This window comes from Flavobacterium anhuiense (assembly GCF_004151235.1).
Classification (GTDB): Bacteria; Bacteroidota; Bacteroidia; order Flavobacteriales; family Flavobacteriaceae; genus Flavobacterium; species Flavobacterium anhuiense_A.
Genome location: NZ_JUIV01000014.1, coordinates 54516 through 75206, shown reverse-complemented (window position 1 = coordinate 75206; position 20691 = coordinate 54516). Strand labels below are relative to the sequence as shown.

General features: G+C 35.1%; 11 protein-coding genes. 4 read left to right on the top strand and 7 right to left on the bottom strand.

Annotated elements, in window-relative coordinates; genetic code table 11:
• Positions 1-109: 109 nt before the first annotated feature.
• From NU08_RS16255 to NU08_RS16230, 6 genes are all read right to left on the bottom strand, one after another.
• Entirely contained in the window at positions 110-4201 is a 4092-nt protein-coding gene (locus tag NU08_RS16255; RefSeq protein ID WP_129748168.1) for a hybrid sensor histidine kinase/response regulator transcription factor, read from the bottom strand.
• 215 nt (positions 4202-4416) lie between these two features.
• A complete protein-coding gene (locus NU08_RS16250) occupies positions 4417-6045 on the bottom strand; it encodes a right-handed parallel beta-helix repeat-containing protein (RefSeq protein ID WP_129748167.1) in 1629 nt (542 codons plus the stop codon).
• Positions 6046-6340: 295 nt separating this feature from the next.
• Complete coding sequence (gene uxuA / locus NU08_RS16245; RefSeq protein WP_129748166.1) at positions 6341-7525, bottom strand: mannonate dehydratase; 1185 nt, start codon at positions 7523-7525, stop codon at positions 6341-6343.
• A 30-nt stretch (positions 7526-7555) separates the two neighbouring features.
• Entirely contained in the window at positions 7556-8368 is an 813-nt protein-coding gene (locus NU08_RS16240) for an SDR family oxidoreductase (RefSeq protein WP_129748165.1), read from the bottom strand.
• Between the two features lie 133 nt (positions 8369-8501).
• Positions 8502-9164: a bifunctional 4-hydroxy-2-oxoglutarate aldolase/2-dehydro-3-deoxy-phosphogluconate aldolase gene (locus NU08_RS16235; RefSeq protein ID WP_129748164.1), complete on the bottom strand. Its 663-nt coding sequence runs from the start codon at positions 9162-9164 to the stop codon at positions 8502-8504.
• Entirely contained in the window at positions 9161-9616 is a 456-nt protein-coding gene (locus NU08_RS16230; protein WP_129748163.1) for a YhcH/YjgK/YiaL family protein, read from the bottom strand. The genes NU08_RS16235 and NU08_RS16230 overlap by 4 nt, the downstream gene beginning before the upstream one ends.
• Before the next feature lie 121 nt (positions 9617-9737).
• On the opposite strand from NU08_RS16230, the gene NU08_RS16225 reads away from it, so the two are divergent.
• Positions 9738-10808 (top strand): LacI family DNA-binding transcriptional regulator, encoded by a 1071-nt coding sequence (locus NU08_RS16225; RefSeq protein ID WP_317126366.1) that lies wholly within the window; start codon positions 9738-9740, stop codon positions 10806-10808.
• Positions 10809-10965: 157 nt separating this feature from the next.
• Here NU08_RS16225 and NU08_RS16220 read toward each other — a convergent pair whose 3' ends face one another.
• Positions 10966-12135 (bottom strand): DUF4861 family protein, encoded by a 1170-nt coding sequence (locus NU08_RS16220; RefSeq protein WP_129748161.1) that lies wholly within the window; start codon positions 12133-12135, stop codon positions 10966-10968.
• 198 nt (positions 12136-12333) lie between these two features.
• On the opposite strand from NU08_RS16220, the gene NU08_RS16215 reads away from it, so the two are divergent.
• From NU08_RS16215 to NU08_RS16205, 3 genes are all read left to right on the top strand, one after another.
• Complete coding sequence (locus NU08_RS16215) at positions 12334-12993, top strand: HAD family hydrolase (RefSeq protein ID WP_242502574.1); 660 nt, start codon at positions 12334-12336, stop codon at positions 12991-12993.
• A 596-nt stretch (positions 12994-13589) separates the two neighbouring features.
• Entirely contained in the window at positions 13590-16517 is a 2928-nt protein-coding gene (locus NU08_RS16210) for a triple tyrosine motif-containing protein (RefSeq protein WP_242502573.1), read from the top strand.
• Between the two features lie 221 nt (positions 16518-16738).
• Entirely contained in the window at positions 16739-20686 is a 3948-nt protein-coding gene (locus tag NU08_RS16205; protein WP_129748160.1) for a family 16 glycosylhydrolase, read from the top strand.
• Positions 20687-20691 lie beyond the last annotated feature (5 nt).

Genomic DNA, 20691 nt, shown 5'->3' with positions numbered 1-20691 from the left:
TTTTGATTTTCATATCGCAAATGTAGATGCCGAAAACGATATAGAAATACAAAAAAGGGTATCTAAAAATACAGATACCCTTTTTTAACCCTTTAAAACAGTGGATTCGCTAAATTAGGACCGAAGATTTATAAAATTTGTCGGCATATTGAGATGGAGTCTCGCCATACTTTTTCTGAAAGCATTTGCTAAAGTATTTCGGATTGTTGAAGCCTACTTTATAGCTGATTTCAGAAACGGTCAATTTATTTTGTTCTAATAATTGAGCCGCACGTTTCAATCTAATTTCATGAATAAATTCATTAGGAGTGCAATTGGTCCAAGCCTTAATTTTTAAGAATAGCATAGTTCGGCTTACGCCTAATTCTGAACAAAAAAACGGAATATCAAATTGTTCGTTTGAAATGTTTTCTTCCACGATTTTGAAAGCCTTTTTCAATAATTCCTCATCCAATGACGAAACCGTTATTTCTGACGGAATAAAACTGTCCTCGCTTGAGAATTTGATTCTTAAACGTTCTGTGGTGTTCAACAGGTTTTTAACACGAAGCCTAAACTCCATTAAATTGAATGGTTTGCTAATGTAATCATCTGCACCGCTTTCCAATCCTTCAAATTTATAAACCAATGAAGATCGCGAAGTCAGCAAAATAACTGGAATATGGCTGGTTTTGATGTTTTCCTTTATATTGGAACACAATTCAGTTCCTACCATTTCTGGCATAATGACATCGCTGATAATCAAATTCGGAACAAATTTCAAAGCTTTCGCAAGAGCAATTTTTCCATTTTCAGCCTCAATAATGTTGTAATCTTTTTTGAGAAGATTTTTCATGAACTTTCTCAGGACTTTATGATCTTCAACAATTAAAACGGTCTGTTTTTCTTCGTTTACAATTAAATCTTCGATGTCTTCATTTTCAATAACTTCAGAAGGTTCCAATTGTGCTTTATATTGCTCAATATCATCACTGATTTTAAAATCAGGAATTATTTCGCTATCCAAAAGATGTTCGCGTCCAAGCGGTAAAGTGACTTTAAAAATAACTCCGCCGCTTGGTTTATTAGTAACATCGATTTTTCCTTTATGAAGCTCCACAATGTTTTTTACGATTGAAAGCCCGATTCCTGTTCCTTTGTTGTAGTTTTTCTGAACTTGATTGTGTGTCGGAACTTCAAAAAATAAATCAAAAATCTTATCGATATGTTTTTCTGAGATTCCAACGCCCGAATCTTCAACCGCAATAAAAAGATTTTGCTGATCGTGATTGATTTTAATTGCAATAGAACCTCCTTTTGGAGTATATCTAAAGGCATTCGATATTAGATTATAAAAGACGCGCTCGAGTTTATATCGGTCAAAATAAACCAAGATTTCTTCGTTTTCAGATTCAAACGAATAATCATAACCGCCGTCTTTAGCATATTCAATAAATGAAAGAAAGATTTCTCTAGTGAATTTTACAATGTTTCCGTTAGCCGATTCTAGTGCTACTTGATGATTTTCCAATTTTCTGAAATCCATTAAACGGTTAATCAGGCTCAATAAATGATTGGCGCTGCTTTCAATCACTAAAAGCTTTTTATACATTTCATTTGTTCCGTTATAATCAGAAAGAATTTGCTGTAACGGTCCTAAAATCAGAGTTAAAGGCGTTCTGAATTCATGCGAAATATTGGTAAAGAAATCCAATTTAAGTTTATTGTTTTCTTCAATTCGCTGTGTTTCCAGATATTCCAGTTCAAGTTTTTGTTTCAGTCGGGCTTTCGATTTCATAATCCAGATCAAACCGTATAAACCTAAACCAATAACAATTCCGTATAACATAAATGCCCAGATGCTGCGCCATGGAGCTGGATTTACAATAACTGTAAGAGTTGTCGGATTCTGATTCCAAACGCCGTCATTATTGGCGCCGCGAACTTCAAATGTATACGTTCCAGGATTCTGAATCGCAAAATTGGCCTCACTATTTTTAGTTGTCGTCCAATTATTCTCTAAACCTGTTAAACGATAACTGTATTGGTTATTTTTTGATCGAACGTAATTCGGAATCGCAAAACTGATCGAGAAATTGGCTTTATCATAATCTAAAGTAATCGTTTTGGTAAAACCGATGCTTTGTTCTAAAATTCCATCTTTATCGTGCGCATGAACGACTTCATTTTTAATCTTCAAATCGGTAATTAAAACCTGCGGAGCATATTTATTCAAGGAAATCTTTGTTGCATCAAAAAATGTTGCTCCAGACGGGCTTCCAAAATAAAACTGGTTTGAACTTAACTTTAAAGCCGAATTGTCATTGAATTCATTGCTTGCTAAACCGTCTTTCTGGTCGTAAATGACAATTGACTTTTTAATTGTATTGTATTTAATAATTCCCTGATTGGTACTGATCCAAAGGTTTTTATCATCATCTTCTAAAATAGAATGAATAGAAGTAATGACCGTATTTCCGATTCTAAGATTGATTCTGTTGAATTTTTTTCCATCAAAATAATGCAGTCCTTTTGCTTTTGTTCCAACCCAAATTTTATTTTGAGAATCCTGAAATAAAGTCAGAATATCATCGCCAGACACAGTCGAATGATCGTAAAAGAAATGTTGAATTGTATATTTCTGCGGATTGAAATTTTTGAGCGGAATGCGGTTCAAACCATTTTGAGTTCCAACCCAAAGAAAGTTTTGTTTATCAACTAAGATCGTGCGAAGAATATTATTGGTAAGGAAAACTGGTTTGGTGTTATCATTTCCAATAGCATCAAAAGTTTTGCTAATCGTGTTGTAGCGGATTAAGCCTTTTCCAAATGTTCCAATCCATAAAATCGAACCTTCAGTTTTAAGAGCATAAACACCGCTGTCTTTTAGCAATTCGCTTAAATCAGAAGAAATTCTATTATCTTCAATTCTTTTAGAAATGGTATTGTAAGCTGATAGTCCTTTTGAAAAAGTACCAATCCATAAAATATGATCATCAGAAAGGCACATTGCTTTGATATCATTTTTATTCGATTGTCCAGTTTTACTGTTGATGTAACTTACAGCTTCTGTATTTTTATTGTAGATGGTAATTCCGCCGCCTTCAGTTCCAAAATAAACATTCTGGTTTTTATCGGCAATAATAGAACTTACGACATCAAAACTCATCGGAATCTTTTTCGAATTCTGATTGTAATTAGAGAAATTGACATTCGAAATATCCCAAAGATTTACGCCTTTGTAATAACAGCCAATCCAAATTGAACCTTTGTTATCCATAAAAACCGACTTTACTTTGTCGATTCCGTTTGCACTATTGCTGTTATTGATTTTCTGAAGGCTTTTATCTTTCCCTAAAATATAAATTCCGTCATAAGCGCCCACCCATAAAGAACCTTGGTTGTCAATTACTAAAGATCGAATATCAGTATTGATTTCGCGGTATTTTTCAACAGGTAAAAAAGAAACAAAAGCTTTCTGTTTTTGGTCAAATTTTAAAAGGCCTTTGTTTTTTGTTCCAATCCATAAACTGCCGTCTCGATCTTCGATAACCGATTGAACATTAAGTAAGTCAGTAGCGTTTAAGGGATAATTTTTAAAGAATAATTTTCCATTCATTCGATTGGTCAGCTTACATAAACCTTTTGTAGTTCCAATCCAGATTTGGCCTTCTTTGGTTTTTAAAATGCTGAGAATATTATTGCTTGGAAGAGTAGAAGCATCATCATCTGAATGAAAAACCGAAGTAAATAATCCTGTTTTTTTATTGTAAATCGTTAATCCTTTTGAAGTTCCAAACCACATTTCACCTCCAATTTCTCTGATGCTCCAAACAGCGTTATTGCTTATTGTATGATTCGCTTTCGTATGAAGATATCTTGTAAAATGGTTCGAAACAGGATCGTAACAGTTTAAACCATTGTAAGTTCCCACCCAGATTTTTCCTGAATTGTCTTCTTCAATGGCTAAAATATCATTGTTGCTAATAGAATATTTGTCTGCAGCATCGTTCCTGAAAATAGTAAAACGGCTTCCATCATATTTGTTTAAACCATCTCGTGTACCAAACCACATTTGTCCAAATTTATCCTGATGAATGGCAATGACAGAACTCTGCGAAAGCCCGTCGGTTGTTGAAAAATTTTTAAGACGATATTTATTTTGGGAAAAGATATTTCCGAAAACAAAGACAAATAATAAAAGAGCTATTTTATGTTTCATAGCGGTTATTTTTTTAGGTTCAAAGTTGCAAAGGAGCAGAGGTTCAAAGTTTTTCTCATTTTTGTCATTTCGACGAAGGAGAAATCTCCACGAGTAACTCTACAAAGATTGATGAAGTTCTATACGGAGCTACTTACGAAGATTTCTCCTTCGTCGAAATGACAAACTATACTTAAATGAACAAATAAACCTTTGCGTCTAGCGACTTTAAGAGATTACTTCAATCGCTTTTTTAATTGATAATCATACAAAGAAGGAATCTTCTCAATCGGCATATTTAAAAATTCAATGTATGGATCAATATTGTATTTGATTTCAAATTTCGCATTTCCGTGTACACCAACGATTCTGGCCAAAGCGCCATCTTTCATTCCGTACAGCAAAACTGGTTTTGATTGATCTGGATTTTCAACCTGTATGTTTAAATTCCAAAAAGTGCTGAAAGGTCCGTGAGAAGGTTTCCAGTAATCGGCGCCTCCGCCTCCAAATAAGGCATAACTATTATTTTTGTCGGCTTTTAGATGAACCGTGATATTGTCAAACAAATTTTGATGATTGGCTCCTGAATGCTGATCTAAAACAGGATCTGTAAATATTTCGCAGTTTTGATACACATTTTTAGTCGCAAAAGTGTTGAAACTTAAAGGATGAACCGCTGAATTGTAGATTTTTAGATTTTTAACCAAAACATTATGTACGCCGCCTAAAGTTACTGTATAATGCGCCAAATGCGATCCATCTGTTGTAACATCTTGAATGGTTACATTAGAAACTTCTTCGGCTAAAATTCCGCTGTCAGCATTGGTAATTTTAACATCTTTCACCCATGAATTGAATAATCGGGTTAAGAAAATCCCATTATTTCCGGGTTCTACATGATGCGCCACCCTCGGAATGTCAGGGAACGTAAAACGAAGCTGTTCAATTCCGACTTCATTTAAATGTTTCCATTCAACCAATTGCGCTTGATAACTCGGTTTTACCGAAATAGTTAAAGGTGTTTGTAAAGTGATTTTAGAACCAGAGATTTTAGCGATTTCAACCTGCTGCCTTACAATGGGAAGCTTTGGGAATTTCCAGTGATGCGAACCCGGTTTTACTTTAGCACCTTGATATAAATCGTTGATGATTTCGCCGTTTTCACCATCTTTATTAAACAATTGTAATTCGACAACATCGCCAACTTTTAGTCCTTTTACATCAGAAACAGTAACAATATGTTCGCCCATTTTTCCCGAACTGACTTTCGCCAACGGATTAGATTCTGGTTGGTATTTATCCAAATACGATTTTACTCGTTCGCCTGGAACTTGAGTCCAAATAAAGCCTCCAGACCATGCATATTGCGAAAAAGGAAGATCAATATTATTTTCTGGCTCACGCTGTCTTTTGTCAAAAGTGGTCAAGTATTCGCGAAGTTCAGCCAAAACATCAGAATCTTTAAGATACATCATCGGTCTTGGACAATAGATTTCAGTTCCGTTTTCAGCAGAACCAGCGCCTCGAAGTACAAAATTACTTCTCTCAATGTAGAGAATGTCACTTAAAATTATACGTCCTGCTGGCAATTGTACGATTACATTTCCCTCAATAGCATTGGCAGCTTTAAAAGCTTTTAAAAGCGCTTTTGAATCGTCTAAATTATCATTGGCTTTTACGCCAAAATCTGCTGCATTTATAATCTTTCCGTTAGCTTCAGGAATCGGACTTTCGCCAAAGCGATATCCTGCATAACTAAAATCAGGCAGATAATCAGTTTTTGAAGTAATAATTTTGGGTATTTCCTGCGCCAGTATTGAGTTTATAAAAAAGCCACAGGATATAAGGATGGCTTGGCGAATCATGGTTTTGTGGTTTTTGTGGTTAGTTAGTTTTTTTTGTTTTTGCCACGAAGGCGCTAAGGCTCGAAGATTTTTTAAGCTATGTGTTTTTAGTCGCGCAAAGTCGCGAAGACGCAAAGTTTTTTTGTTTCACGCAGATTTTTAAAAGATTTAAGATATACGCAGATATTTATCATAATAAAATCTGCTATAATCTGCCAAATCTGCGTGAAAAATCTTTTTAATCCTTTTATCCCGATAGTTATCGGAAGTGGCTTAAAAAAATCTTTGCGTCTTAGCGCCTTCGTGGCAAACAAAATTATAAAGATCGTTTGATCCCTATTTCAAGTCCGCGTAGTTCTGCTAAGCCTCTTAAACGGCCAATTGCAGAATAACCTGGATTTGTTTTCTTTTTTAAATCATCCAACATTTGATGTCCGTGATCTGGACGCATTGGCAAAGTGCTGTTGTTTCTTTTTTCAACTTCTAAAATTGCTTTTACAACTTCGTACATATCAACGTCGCCTTCCAAATGGTTTGCTTCATAGAAACTTCCTTCTTCGTCGCGTTGTGTACTTCTTAAGTGAATAAAATTCATTTTATCGCCATGACGTCTTACCATTCCAGGCAAATCATTATCAGCGCGAACGCCATAAGAACCTGTACACATTGTAAATCCGTTTGATTTAGAAGGAGCAGCGTTCATTAATTCCATCAAATCTTCTTCTGTACTAACCACTCTCGGCAAGCCTAAAATAGGATAAGGAGGATCGTCTGGATGAATCGCCATCAAAACGCCTTTGCTTTCAGCAACTGGAATAATTTCTTTTAAAAAGTGAAAAAGATTATTCTTTAATGCTTGTCTATCAATATGATTGTAAGCACTTAAGGTTACCAAGAAATCTTCAACTGTATAAGCTTCTTCAGCTCCTGGAAGTCCCGCTAAAATATTTTGTTGCAATTTTACTTTATCTTCTGGAGTCATGGCTTCAAAATAGCTTTTTGCTTTTTGTTTTTGTGCATCAGAATATTCGTTTTCAGCACCTGGTCTTTTTAAAATAAACAATTCAAAAGCTGCGAAAGCATTGATGTCAAAACGTAAAGCTTTAGAACCATCTTCAACCGTATAAGACAAATCGGTTCTAGACCAATCTAAAACAGGCATAAAGTTGTAGCAAACGCATTTGATGCCGCACAAAGCCAGATTGCGAATACTTTCTTTATAATTTTCAATGTATTGCAGATAATTTCCAGTCTGTTTTTTGATGTCTTCATGAACTGGAATACTTTCTACAACCGACCAAGTCAATCCAGAAGCCCCTTTTTTAGGATCACCGTTTTCGTGTTCGATTTCAACTTTACGCTTGATAATTTCATCAATGCTCCAAACTTCTCCATTTGGAATATGATGTAAAGCTGTTACAATTCCAGTTGCGCCAGTTTGTTTTATATCTTGTAAAGAAACAGGGTCATTTGGTCCGAACCATCTTAATGTTTGTTCCATTTCGTATTATGTTGTTTTGTGAGTTAGTTTTTAAATACTTGTTGCGGCAAATCCGCCATCAACTTTTAAGATAGTTCCCGTTACGAATTTTGACATATCGCTGCATAAAAATAAAAGCGCGCCGTCAATATCTTCTGGACTTCCAAATCTTCCCATCGGTGTGTGATCGATGATTTTTTCGCCTCTTGGAGTCAATTTTCCTTCTGGAGTTAGCAATAAAGCACGGTTTTGTTCTCCAATGAAAAATCCAGGAGAAATCGCATTTACACGAAGTCCTTCGCCATATTTTTGAGCCAATTCAACCGCCATCCATTGTGTGAAATTGTCGATTGCCGCTTTTGAAGCAGAATAGCCCACAACTCTAGTTAAAGGTCTTTGCGCCGAAGCTGACGAAATATTGATGATATTTCCTGATTTCTGTTTAGCAAAAAGCTCAGCAAAAACCTGAGTTGGAAGCATTGTTCCAATAATGTTTAAATCGACTACTTTTTGCAGATCATCACTTTTCATATCATAAACGGCTTGATCTGGCTGAATTGTTGCGCCTGGCATATTTCCGCCCGCGGCATTGATTAGAATATCAAGACGTCCGTATTTTTCAACAATAAAATCTTTGGCTTTTTTTAATTCTTCTTTGTTTAAAACATTTGCCTGAACAGCAAAACCTTGTCCGCCGTTTGCTTCGATTGCTTTTACTGTGTTTTCAGCTTTTTCTAAAGATTGCGAAACGATTCCGACAATAACGCCTTGTTGCGCCAAAACATTTGCAAATCGGCTTCCCAGAACACCAGCGCCACCAGTTATTAATGCAATTTTTCCTTTTAAATTAAATATTGAATCCATTTTAATTTTTAATTTTCAATGCTTTAAATCCTAAATTCCAATTTGGAAATAAAGTACATTTTTGTATAATTAATTTTTACTTTTTTTGATTTAGTTAGTCTCTCAGTTCAAACTGGGTTTTCAAATTTGGAATTTATTTTCTGATAGTTTCTATCAAATCCAAAACCCTTTTAGTTTCTTTTTCGATGGTTTCGTAAGCGCCGTATTCCATTACTTCTTTACTAATTAATTTGCTTCCCATTCCAACAGCAGAAACACCAGCATTAAACCAAGTTTCAATGCTTTGTCTCGTAGTGTCAACGCCACCAGTTGGCATAAATATTAAATCTGGAAAAACATCTCTGATACCGCTCATAAAGTCAGGCCCTAAAATATTTCCAGGAAAAAGTTTAATGAATTTAACACCTGCATTTTCAGCAGCAATAATTTCTGTTGGCGTCATGCAGCCGGGAGCATACAAAACTTCTTTCGCAATTAAAAACGAAGCTATTTCAAGAACAAATCCTGGACTTATAAAAAAATCAGCTCCGGCTAAATGATAGGTTTCTGCCTGCGCTAAGTTTTTAATTGTACCAATTCCTAAAAGCATTTCAGGCATTTCAACATTTCTTACTTCGATCATTTTTTTGAAGTTTGAAAGTGCTTCAGGGCCACGGCTTGTATATTCGACAGCCCTGATTCCTGCATTGTACAGTGTTTTTAAAATGGCAATGCTTTTGCTTTCGTCAGCATTAAAATAGAGCGGAAGTATTCCCTGTTTTAAAATAACATCTATAGAGTTCTGAATGCTGCTCATGATTCTATTTTTACTTTAATGACAATTTTTTTCAGTGGACCGCTTCCAATCATAGCAGAATGAACATCTTCTGGAAACAGAATTGCAAATTGCTTTTCTTTTATTTCAAAAAACATATCTGGTTTGTCATGAAAGAAACGAACATCTCTTTCGTCGCTATAATCTCCATTTGGACTGATGCATTTTTCTCTAGGTTTCCATGCAAAGGTTTCTGGACCAATAATAGAAATTTGAATATCAATGTTTTTATCGTGGCATTCAAAACCTTTAATGCTTTCTTCTCTTGTGTTTCCTTCGCCAACAATTACGATTAATTTTAAACCTTCGCCAATTTCATAAGCTCCTTCTTCAAGATTGGCAATATCATTTTGGTTTACATAATCAAAAGCTTTTTTGAAATTGGGATGCAGACCGTAGTATTTTGCTGCATTATGCAATGAATCTATTATCATTTTGTACGGTTTTTATTTTGGTTTTTTAAGGTTATGTGTATATTTGCGTGTGCGTACACGGTATTTTACAAATGTATGCAAAATGTAATGTAAAACAACTTATTTTTGATAAAATAAATTAATTTTACCCAACTGCTTTTATATTTTTAACTTAAAAAGAATCAATATCATAACAATTAAAAAAATTGCCGAATTAGCCAATGTCTCTGCCGGAACAGTAGATAGGATTATACACAAACGCGGACAAGTGGCTCAGGAAACTGTTGACAAGGTTAACGCGATTATTGAGGAGTTCGGTTATACGCGAAATATTCTGGCAAGCAACCTGGCACTGAATAAGAAATTTCATTTTGCAGTTTTCCTTCCAAAATCTGAAACATTAGAATATTGGAAAAGTCAGGCAGATGGTATTGAAAAAGCAGCTGTAGAGTTCAGCAAATTCGGAATCGTATTGGACTATTTTTTTTACGATTATAATCTGATTTCTTTTAAAGAAACAGCGAAGAAAATAATGAAGTTTGATTGTGACGGTTTGCTATTTGCTCCAATTTTTTATGAGGATTCGGTTCAATTTTTAAAAGAATATGAAAAGAAAAATATTCCAGTTGTAATGATCGATTCGAATATATCTGAAGAAAACGAGCATGCTTATGTGGGGCAAGATGCTTTTCAGAGTGGATATTTGGCAGGAAGATTAATCAGTTTTGCCGTGAAAAATGAAAGACAGGTTCTGATTTTTAAGATTACCCGCGAGATTGAAAGCACTTCTGTATATCAGCAGCGCATCAAAGGTTTTTATTCTTATTTTGAAGATCATAACGAATTAACCAATTTCAAGTTTTCAGAAGTAACTTTAAAAGATTCTGGAATTGATCAGTTGAGTTTGGAAATGTTTTCTGGAATAAATAGTGTTTTTGTGCCTAATTCCAGAGCTTATATTGTGGCTGAGTTTTTAAACAAAAACAATATAAAAGGTGTTCGAATAATCGGTTTTGATTTGCTAAAAGAAAACATTGAATATCTAAATAAAGGCGTGATTGATTTTTTGATCAATCAAAGACCAGAAGAACAGGGATATTTGGGAATTAATTATTTGTATAAAAAAATGGTTCTTCAGGAAGAAACAGAACGAACACATTATATTCCGCTGGAGATTATTTTGAAGGAGAATTATTTTCCTGTAAAAAAATAATTTTTTGTTCGCAGAATTATTGTCATGGTTTTAAACATAGGCTACGGTTTCAACCGTAGGGACACAATTAATAACCACAATACGTTTCCCACGGTTGAAACCGTGGGCTATATTCTAAAAAAAACTTCGAGCCTTAGCGTCTTAGCAGCAAAAAAAATCACTTCTTAACCTTCACAACCAAAGGATTATTGATCTTCTCAGCAAAAGAACTCAAATATTTTTCCCATTCCTCTTTAGTTTGAAACGGACTTCCTTTTTTCCATCCAAAACCAACATAATAAATGGCTTTATTGTTTTTTACTGAAATATTTCCGTACAGATTGCTTAAATCTTTTTCATCAGTAACATGATTATCAAAACTTAATAAAGTATTTTTTGGAGCAACCAAACCAATTCCAATTTCAGAATCATCTATAGGTTCCCAATAACTCAACCAGCCTTCTTTTACATTCGTTCCGATTGTTCCTTTTTTATCATGAAGCGTTAATCCAGTAGCAATTTGTTTGGTTCCCGTAATATTGATTTCAAAACGCGAAAGCTGGCTTCCATAATCTAAACTGATTAATTTCGATTCCGTTATTTTATTTCCTTTTGCATCCCAATCTGCATAAGTCAAAATAAAACTAGTTCTAATTGGCCCCGTTGTAATAGTTTTCCAACTGATGAAATTTTTAGAAAAATAATATTTTCCGTCCACATTTACTGCAATTCCCCCCACACCGCGACTGTCGCCAACGTGAAAATTATCCAAACCTTCACCAGTATCTCTATGATACGTTCCTGTTCCGTTAGTGGCTTTTTCGTACCATTTATTAATGATTGGATAATCGACTCTTTTTAGCCACGCATCAATTCCGCTGGTTAGCGTTCCGCCTGGAATTTTATCTTCAACCATTTTTTGAGCTACAGGACCATAAGTTCTAAAGGCAACTTTGTTGTTTTCCCAAGCATAATCGTCTGTGCGTTCTGGAACAAAGCGAGAATAACAGCTGATTACTTTTGAAGCTGAAGGATTTGTTCCAACTAAAACTTCAAAATCCTGTTTTGAAGAAGCTTTTATTTTAGGCTGAAAAAGCAATGCATCTGCTTTTCCGTCGCCATCATTATCTACTGTTTGTGTTTCTAAGAAAGTATTGCTGCCAATTTCTTTTACGGCATAATTTTCAAGTTTCGAATCTGCATTTAACCCAAGTGACTTTTTAGTCAATTCGATAGTTTCAAATTCTCTGTCAACTTTTAAATTGTTGGCAACGGTAATGATTTTATTCTGAGAAAAAGCAGTAAAATTAGCTGTCAGAATGGTTATGATAAAAAGATGTTTTTTCAAAATTCTTCGATTTTTAATATTTCAAAAATTAGGTTTGATAGGATTATAAAAGTACAAATCAAAACGGAATTGAAAATACAGAATAGGAGTAATTCTGTACAGAAGTTTGAAAATGAGCAGAAAAGCTTTGAAAATGAAATAGATTATTTTTCGTAATTTACATTTCCTGATTTTGATTTCGGGAGATTATATAATTAAATGAAAATCAACAAAATGGTTAAATGTATTATTTTCGATTGTGACGGAGTATTGGTCGATACAGAAAAAATAGGCAACGGAATATTGCTTTCAATGGCACAGGAACATGGATTTGAAATGGAATTGGAAGATGCTTATCGTCATTTTAATGGTCGAAACTTGAAAGATTGTTTCAGGCATATTGAAGAAGCAATTGATCAGAAACTTCCAGAGAATTTTGAAACAGAATATCGAGAAAAGAGTTTTGAAGCTTTTAAAACGCAAGTCAAACCAATGAAAGGCATTATCGATTTTATAGAAAATATTGAAAAATTAGAAATTCCATATTGCGTCGCATCGAGCGGACCAGTAGATAAAATTCGTTTGAATCTTGAAGTAGCAGGATTGCTGGATAGATTTGAAAGTAAAATATTTAGTTCGTATCAAATTGACAGCTGGAAACCAGAGCCCGGAATATTTCTTCATGCAGCTGCAATAATGGGGTTTGAAGTAAAAGAATGTATCGTGGTTGAAGATAGTAAAGCTGGCGTAAAGGCAGGAGTAAGTGGCGGATTTAAAGTGTATGGCTTTGCAAATGGTTTCAATAATGAGGATTTAAAAGAAGAAGGAGCGGAGCTTTTTATTTCTTATGAAGAGTTAAGTGAAAAACTTGGAGTTTAAGATGTAATTGTTTTGTTTTAAGTTTTGGGTTTCAAGTTTTAAATTAAGCCCAACAGGTTTTTAAAACCTGTCGGGTTTGTTTTACGATTAAATTATTCCGTTAGGAATATTTGGTCGGTAGAAAAATAAAAACGCATTTGCATAGTGTCCTGTAGGGACACGTGTTTTTGCGTAAAGAATGTTATACGTATGTTCAAACGTTCCTAAGGAACGTATCGTGATAAATCCAATTAAAAATCTACCAACCAAACGTTCCTACGGAACGTGTAACTCTGAATCTAATTCGAAAATCTACCAACCAGACATTCCTACGGAATGAAGAACATCTTTTTGCACTTTGACAAAGTTTAATTTTCTAATTGCCACATTTCTTAATTATCAAATTCGCTCAGTAAAATGTAATTTGTTGCAATAAAATAAAATTTTATATATTTGAATTTCGACATTCTCTTTTTTACTTTGATAATAATGAATAATTGTTATTAATACATTTAATAGGAAGAATGTTTTTGTCTAGAAAATGACTTTTCCCAAAGAAGTATTTTCTGGATTGTGATTCCAAAAAATCACAAAACTAACCTACAGACCCCTGCAGAATGATGAAATTTAAAACTAGAATTTTACTTCTATTCCTATTATTTTCTCTGGTTATCAATTCCCAAATCAAAAAGATTGGAGTTCCCTTTATAGCCAATTATAGTCCGAAAGCCTATAAAGCCGCATCGGAGAATTGGGATGTTTTACAAGATTCTAAAGGCATGATGTTTTTTGCCAATCATTTTGGAATCATGCAGTTTGATGGCGTTCGTTGGGCGATTGTGACACAGCCAGAAAACCGAAGTATGGTTCGTTCGATGGCAATTGATAAAAACGATAAACTATATGTTGGCGCCCAAGGTGATTTCGGGTTTGTGATTCAACTTCCAAACGGGCAATATCAATATACTTCTTTAGTGAGACTGCTTCCTAAATCGGCTCTTAATTTTGGTGATGTGCTACATACGGTCATTCGAAATGACGAAGTGATTTTTTTCTCTTATGAAAGGATTTTTATTTATAAAAGCAATAAAATCAAGGTAATAAATGCAAAAAAAGCTTTTGATGATTTCTTCGAAGTTGGGAAAGAAATTTATGTTTCGGATAACGAGAAAGGATTATTAAAACTAAAAAACGATACTTTAGTTCCAGTAGAAAATGGTCAAAAGTTTGTTGGAATGCAGGTTCGAAAGATTTTTCAAGCCAAAAACGGACTTTTGCTATTCACTCAAAAAAATGGCCTTTTCATTTTCGATGAAAATCAAATTAAACCATTTACAACAGAAGTGGATCATTTGCTGAAGCAGAATCAGATTTCGGCAGGAATTCAGCTTTCTGATGGCTATTTCGGAATCGGAACCCGTCAATCGGGGTTGATAGTTATAGACGGTGAAGGACATTTGATTCAGCATATTGACAAACAAATGGGACTTCAGAATGAATATGTGACCAACTTTAAAATTGATAAGGAAGGCAATTTATGGGTGACGCTCAAAGGCGGAATTTCACTGATTCAGATTTCATCTCCTTTGTCTAAAATTATTGACAGCACTAATTCTGAAACCAAAATCTATTGCAGTCAGATTTACCAAAATAAATTATATATCGGCACGGACAACGGTTTATTTTGGCTGGATTGGGAAGCTTATAAAAGCGGAAAAAGAGAAAACGTAACTTTTCAGCATATTGCTGGAATGTCTGAAAATGTTTGGAATGTGGGAGTTTTTGGCAATTCGTTACTAGCTTTTGAGAAAAACGGAATATTTGAAATCAATGGAGATTCCGCGAAAGCGTTGGCAAAAATTGATGGCGCTTGGCAAGGAATCCTAATTCCAAATCATTCAGATTTACTGCTTGTTGGAGGTTATACAGGATTGTATCTTTTGAAAAAAATAAATGGTTCTTGGGTTTTTCAGCATCGTATAAAAGGTTTTGATGAAAGCAGCAGAATTATGGAAACCGATAAACAAGGGAACATTTGGGTTGCACACGGTTATAAAGGAATTTACAAACTTAAATTCAATGAGTTATTTGATTCGGTTATTGATATTCAGTTTTATAACGATAAAAATGGTTTTCCGTCGAGTTTGTTTTTGAATACATTTAAAGTGGATAATCAGATTTTATTTGGAACAACAAAAGGCGTTTACAGACAGGATTTGTCTTCTAAAAAAATGATTCCAGATCCTGTTTTCAAAAAATATCTGGGGTTAGAAAATCATATTCGATTATTAAAACCGGACCATCAGGATAATATCTGGTTCATTTCCGGTGAAAATACGGGTAAAATGAGCAGGCAGAAAAATGGAAGCTTTAAGATTGAAGAGCTTCCTTTTCGAAAGCTTCGCTACATATATGTTCCAGGTTTTGAAAATATTCAGACTACAAAAAGCGGTGATGTTTTTTTGGGAACTCAAGAAGGTTTGATTCATTACAGTGCTATTAAAAACAAGAAATATAAAACAAAATATAAAGCGGTTATTTCTGAAGTAAAATGCATTTTTCCGAAAGATAGTCTGTTGTTTTCCAGTCGTTATGATGTTTTGCCAAATAAAACAGGATCTGTAAATGATATACTTTCGACGGTACTTCCATATTCTAATAATGCGCTTCATTTTTCTTTTGCATCATTATGTTTTGAAGATGCCGATGCGACGAAATATGAATATTGGCTAGAAGGTTTTGAGCCAACTTGGTCAGATTATAGTCTTCAGACCGAGAAAGAATATACCAATTTGCCCGAAAACGAATATGTCTTTCACGTAAGGGCAAAAAATATGTACGATGTAGTGAGCGAAGAAGCTGTTTTTCGTTTTGAAGTTTTGCCCCCTTGGTATAGAACTTTTTGGGCTTACTTAATTTATTTTGCGCTTTATAGCATTGTAATTTATTTAATTGTTAGATATCAGAAATCTGTTGCTGAGCGCCAACGCCATCAATTGATAGAGAATCAGGAAAGAGAGTTGCTTCGAAGCCGTGCCGAACTTAACGAACAGAAACTCACATTGGAACAGCAGAATATGGCTATTGTTCGAGAAAATCTTGAAACGACCATAAATCTCAAGAATGCTAAGGTGGCTTCAAACACGGTCAATTTGATTCATTTGAACGAAATTTTACTTTCGATAAAAGAATTAATCGCACAGATTGATAAGAAGAATGATCCAAATGTAAATTTTAGTCTGCTGACGAAAATCAATAAACTTATCGATCACGAATTGCAGGGCGACAAACATTGGAATGAGTTTGAAGAAATCTTCAATCAATTGCACGATAATTTTATGCAACGGTTAAAATCGACTTATCCAGAATTGACTCCTCGTGATATGCGCTTGTGTGCTTATCTGCGAATGAACTTTAATACAAAAGAAATTGCACCGCTTTTAGGAATTTCGGTTAGAGGAGTTGAAGATACCCGTTATCGCATTCGCAAAAAATTACAGCTTCCGTCAGATACGAATATCACCGAATTCATTCTTAATTTTTAATTTTTCTCGTAAAAGTGAAATTTGAAATAATTTTGTGCATTTCATCGATGATTTGTTACATTTCTTCGATAGTACCGTAGTCAAACCGTACTCCAGAATGTAAGTCTTGCCTGATTTTTTAGTTAATATTGCGATGTTGTTGTCGGAAAATAAATCTGTTTTTTTAATGAAGCAGTATTTATTGAAGGAATAACATTTACTAACTAAAAACCTAATTAAAAATGAAGCAAAATGACTTTTTTTTCGGCCGACCACCGAAAAGCAATTCTTATTTATTTAAACAATTTTGTATTGCAGTTTTATTCTTAATGCTGCCATTTCTTAAAACTCAGGCTCAATGTAATACGCTCGTTTGGTCTGATGAATTTAATGGCACAACGGTAGATTTAACCAAATGGCAAAGCATCTCAGGAAATGGATGTCCGTCGCTTTGCGGATTTGGAAACGCTGAGGCACAGCGCTACGACCCAAATCAGGCAACAATTATAAAAGAAGGAACAAATAGCTACTTAAATATTGAAGCAAAATATGCGCCGAGTTCACAATTTCCAGATCAGCCGTATGCTTCTTCAAAATTGACAACGGAAGGAAAATATTCGCTTAAATATGGAAGAGTTGAAGCCCGTATGAAACTTTCTAACGGAATGGGAGCTTGGCCAGCTTTCTGGATGTTGCCAGTGGGAGGAAACTGGCCATATACAGGCGAAATTGATATTATGGAGGCCAAACACAGAAATCCACAATCTGTGGACGGAACGATTCATTATGATGGAAACGGATATCATTTTACAGGTAGAAGCTACAGTTCGCCAACAGATTTATCTTCCGATTTTCATGTGTATGCGGTAGAATGGGGACCAAACTTTATAAAATGGTTTGTTGATGATGTTTTGTTTCATACAGCAACACCAAATACGACAGTTAACGGCGGATGGCCTTTTAACGATAGTCAGTTCTATATCATTTTAAATCTTGCTGTTGGTAGTGCAGGAACGCCTTACACCAGTGTAAATGGAGCTGGAGTGGCGCCAGTTCCGGGTGATTTCCCAGCTAAATTACAAGTCGATTATGTTCGCGTTTACGATGGGAGTTTTAAATATGCGGTAACAGGCGATAACAAAGTGTACCAAAATGAAACTAGTAAAACCTATTCTGTAAATGCAATTGCGGGGGCGACCTACAACTGGACTGTTCCAGCGGGAGCAACAATTGCATCAGGACAGGGAACAAATTCGGTTACTGTAAATTGGGGAACTTCTGGAGGAGATGTTTCTGTAGCTGCAACAGTTTCGGGTTGTAATGTTAATACCTACAAACTAGCGGTTACAACCGAACCAGCATTACCAGTTGAAAAAATACATGAAGATTTTCAAAGTAATCGAAATGTATTGTATCCTGTAAAAACTGGAGTTTTGACAGAAGCTGTTGCGAATCCTTCTGCTACAGGAATTAACACATCGGCATTGGTTGGAAAATATGTTCGAAATTCAAGCGAATTATATGATGTTTTGAATATCAGAAACGTAACGATTACTAATGCGAACGATTATGTTTACGGAAGAAAAAGGCTTTCGTTTGATATTTATACTTCGGCTCCTGTTGGAACAAAAATATCCATGCAATTAGAAAACAGCAATGTAACGACTGCAACCAATTATCCGTTAGGAAGACATAGCGGTTTTAAAGCAACAACAACAGTTCAGAACAAATGGGAAACAATAGAATTTGAGTTCGAAAAAGTAATCGATCCAAATACAAGTGCTTTGGCGATTAATAATGTGGTGATTCTTTTTGAATCGAATTCTAATTCGGGTGCGACTTATTATTTTGATAATTTGCTGACAAAAGCAGCGCCAGAAAAACCGATTATTGCAACAGATGTTCTGCAAAACTATGATGGAGCAAACAAAATCATAAAAGGAACCACTACTGGAACGTATTCTGTTGTGGCAAATCCAGGAACGAATTCGGTTAACTCTTCTGCAAATGTGGCAAAGTACGTTAGAAATGCATCAGAACAATACGATGTTCTTTTCTTTAATACACAAACTTCAATCGAAGATGCTGGTTTATTTAAAAATCAAACCAATAAAATCATGATCGATGTATACACAACAGCACCAATTGGTACGGTTGTAAGCATGAATTTTGAAAATAGCGCGACTTCGCTTCCAGCCAATTATCCGACAGGAAGAAATAGTAATTATGTAGCCATTACAACCAAACAAAATCAATGGGAAACATTAACTTTTTACTATAATTCCAGTCCGGATGCTGGAACTTCGAATCTAGCGGTTAATCAAATGGTTTTATTGTTTAATTCAGGTTCGTACACAAGCGATACGTATTATTTTGATAATATCAGAATTGGTTCGACTAAACTTCCAGATACATTTACACCTGGTGTAGTGTATGAAGATTATCAAACTATTCATAATATTACTTTTAGAGATGCGATTGGGACTTATACGCCAAATACAGCAAATCCAAATGCTAGCGGAATCAATACTTCTTCGAATGTTGGAAAATACGTTCGCAAGTCAACAGAATTGTATGATAATTTCTCATTCAATACAACATTAAATAACATTGGAGATTTTAAAGCTGGAACAAAAAAGTTTGCGATGGATGTTTACACTTCTGCACCAGTTGGATCAATCATTTCATGGCAAGCAGAAAGCAGTGCTTCGGTTCCGTCCAATTATCCTGTTGGAAGACATAGTATTTATCAAGGAGTTGTAAAACAAAGTAATGCTTGGCATACCATTACTTTTACGTACGTAAGCACGCCAGATGCTTCGACACCAGATAATGACGTAAACCGTTTTGTTTTCTTGTTTGAACCGGGAACCAATTCTGGAAACACCTATTATTTTGATAATTTAAGAGCTTTAAATTTAGTCTCTACAGAAACACCTGCAGGATTGCCTTCGCCTTGGATGAGTACCGATTTAGGTGCAGTTACACCTGCAGGAGAAGCGGCACACTCAAACGGTACTTTTACCATTAAAGGAGCAGGAAATGATATTTGGGATACAAGCGATCAATTTCAATTTGTAAATCAGCCAATAACTGGAGATGCTGAGATTATTGCTAAAGTAAATTCGTTAACTAATACCAACACTTATGCAAAAGCAGGAGTAATGTTTCGAGAAACACTTACACCAACTTCCAAACACGCCATGACAGACGCAAGTGCTGCAGCTGGAATTGAGTTTTTAACTCGTGATACGACTTCAGGAGCAACAACTGCTACAGTTACAACAGGAGCGGCTCCAAAATGGGTTCGTTTAGTAAGATCTGGAAATGTATTTACTTCTTACGCTTCAGATAACGGAACAACATGGACACAAGTGGGAACTCCAAAAACAATTGCAATGGCAAGCACAATTTATGTGGGAATGGCAGTTACTTCTCATGCAAACGGAACTTTGACAACTGGAGTTTTCAGTGATGTAACGGTTAGAAATATTACAGCAAATCCGAATGTGAATTTAGCTTTAGGCAAAACTGCAACGGCTTCTACAGAAGAAAATGCAACACTTTCAGCAAACAAAGCTACAGACGGAGACGGAGGTACAAGATGGGCGAGTTCTTTTGCCAATGCAACCGAATGGATTTATGTGGATTTAGGAAGTAATTATACTCTTAACCGTGTGGTGTTAAAATGGGAAGCAGCTTATGCAACGCAGTACAAAGTACAGCTTTCGGCAGATAATGTTTTCACAGAAAATGAAACCATCAGCACACAAACGGCAAGCGATGGAGGAACTGATGATTTAGCAGTAAGCGGAACAGGAAGATATTTACGCATTTTATGTACAGCAAAAGCTTTGGCTCCGTATGGATATTCATTGTATGAAATTGAAGCTTACGGATCTTCATCAACGGCTAGAATGGCTTTGAATGTTGAAGAAGAACCTCAAACGGAAGAAGCTGTTTTTGCAGTATATCCGAATCCGACGACTAATTATGTTCAAGTTTCATCTCCTGAAAACTTAAACAATAAAGTCATTACGATTTACGACAACACAGGAAATCTGGTTCTGCAAAATAAGCTTCAAGGAAATGAAAGTGTAATTGATGTAAGCAAACTTCGCAGAGGAATCTACATTTTAAACTTTAAATCAGACCAAAAAAGCTGGAGCAAAAAGCTGATTAAGAAATAATTTTA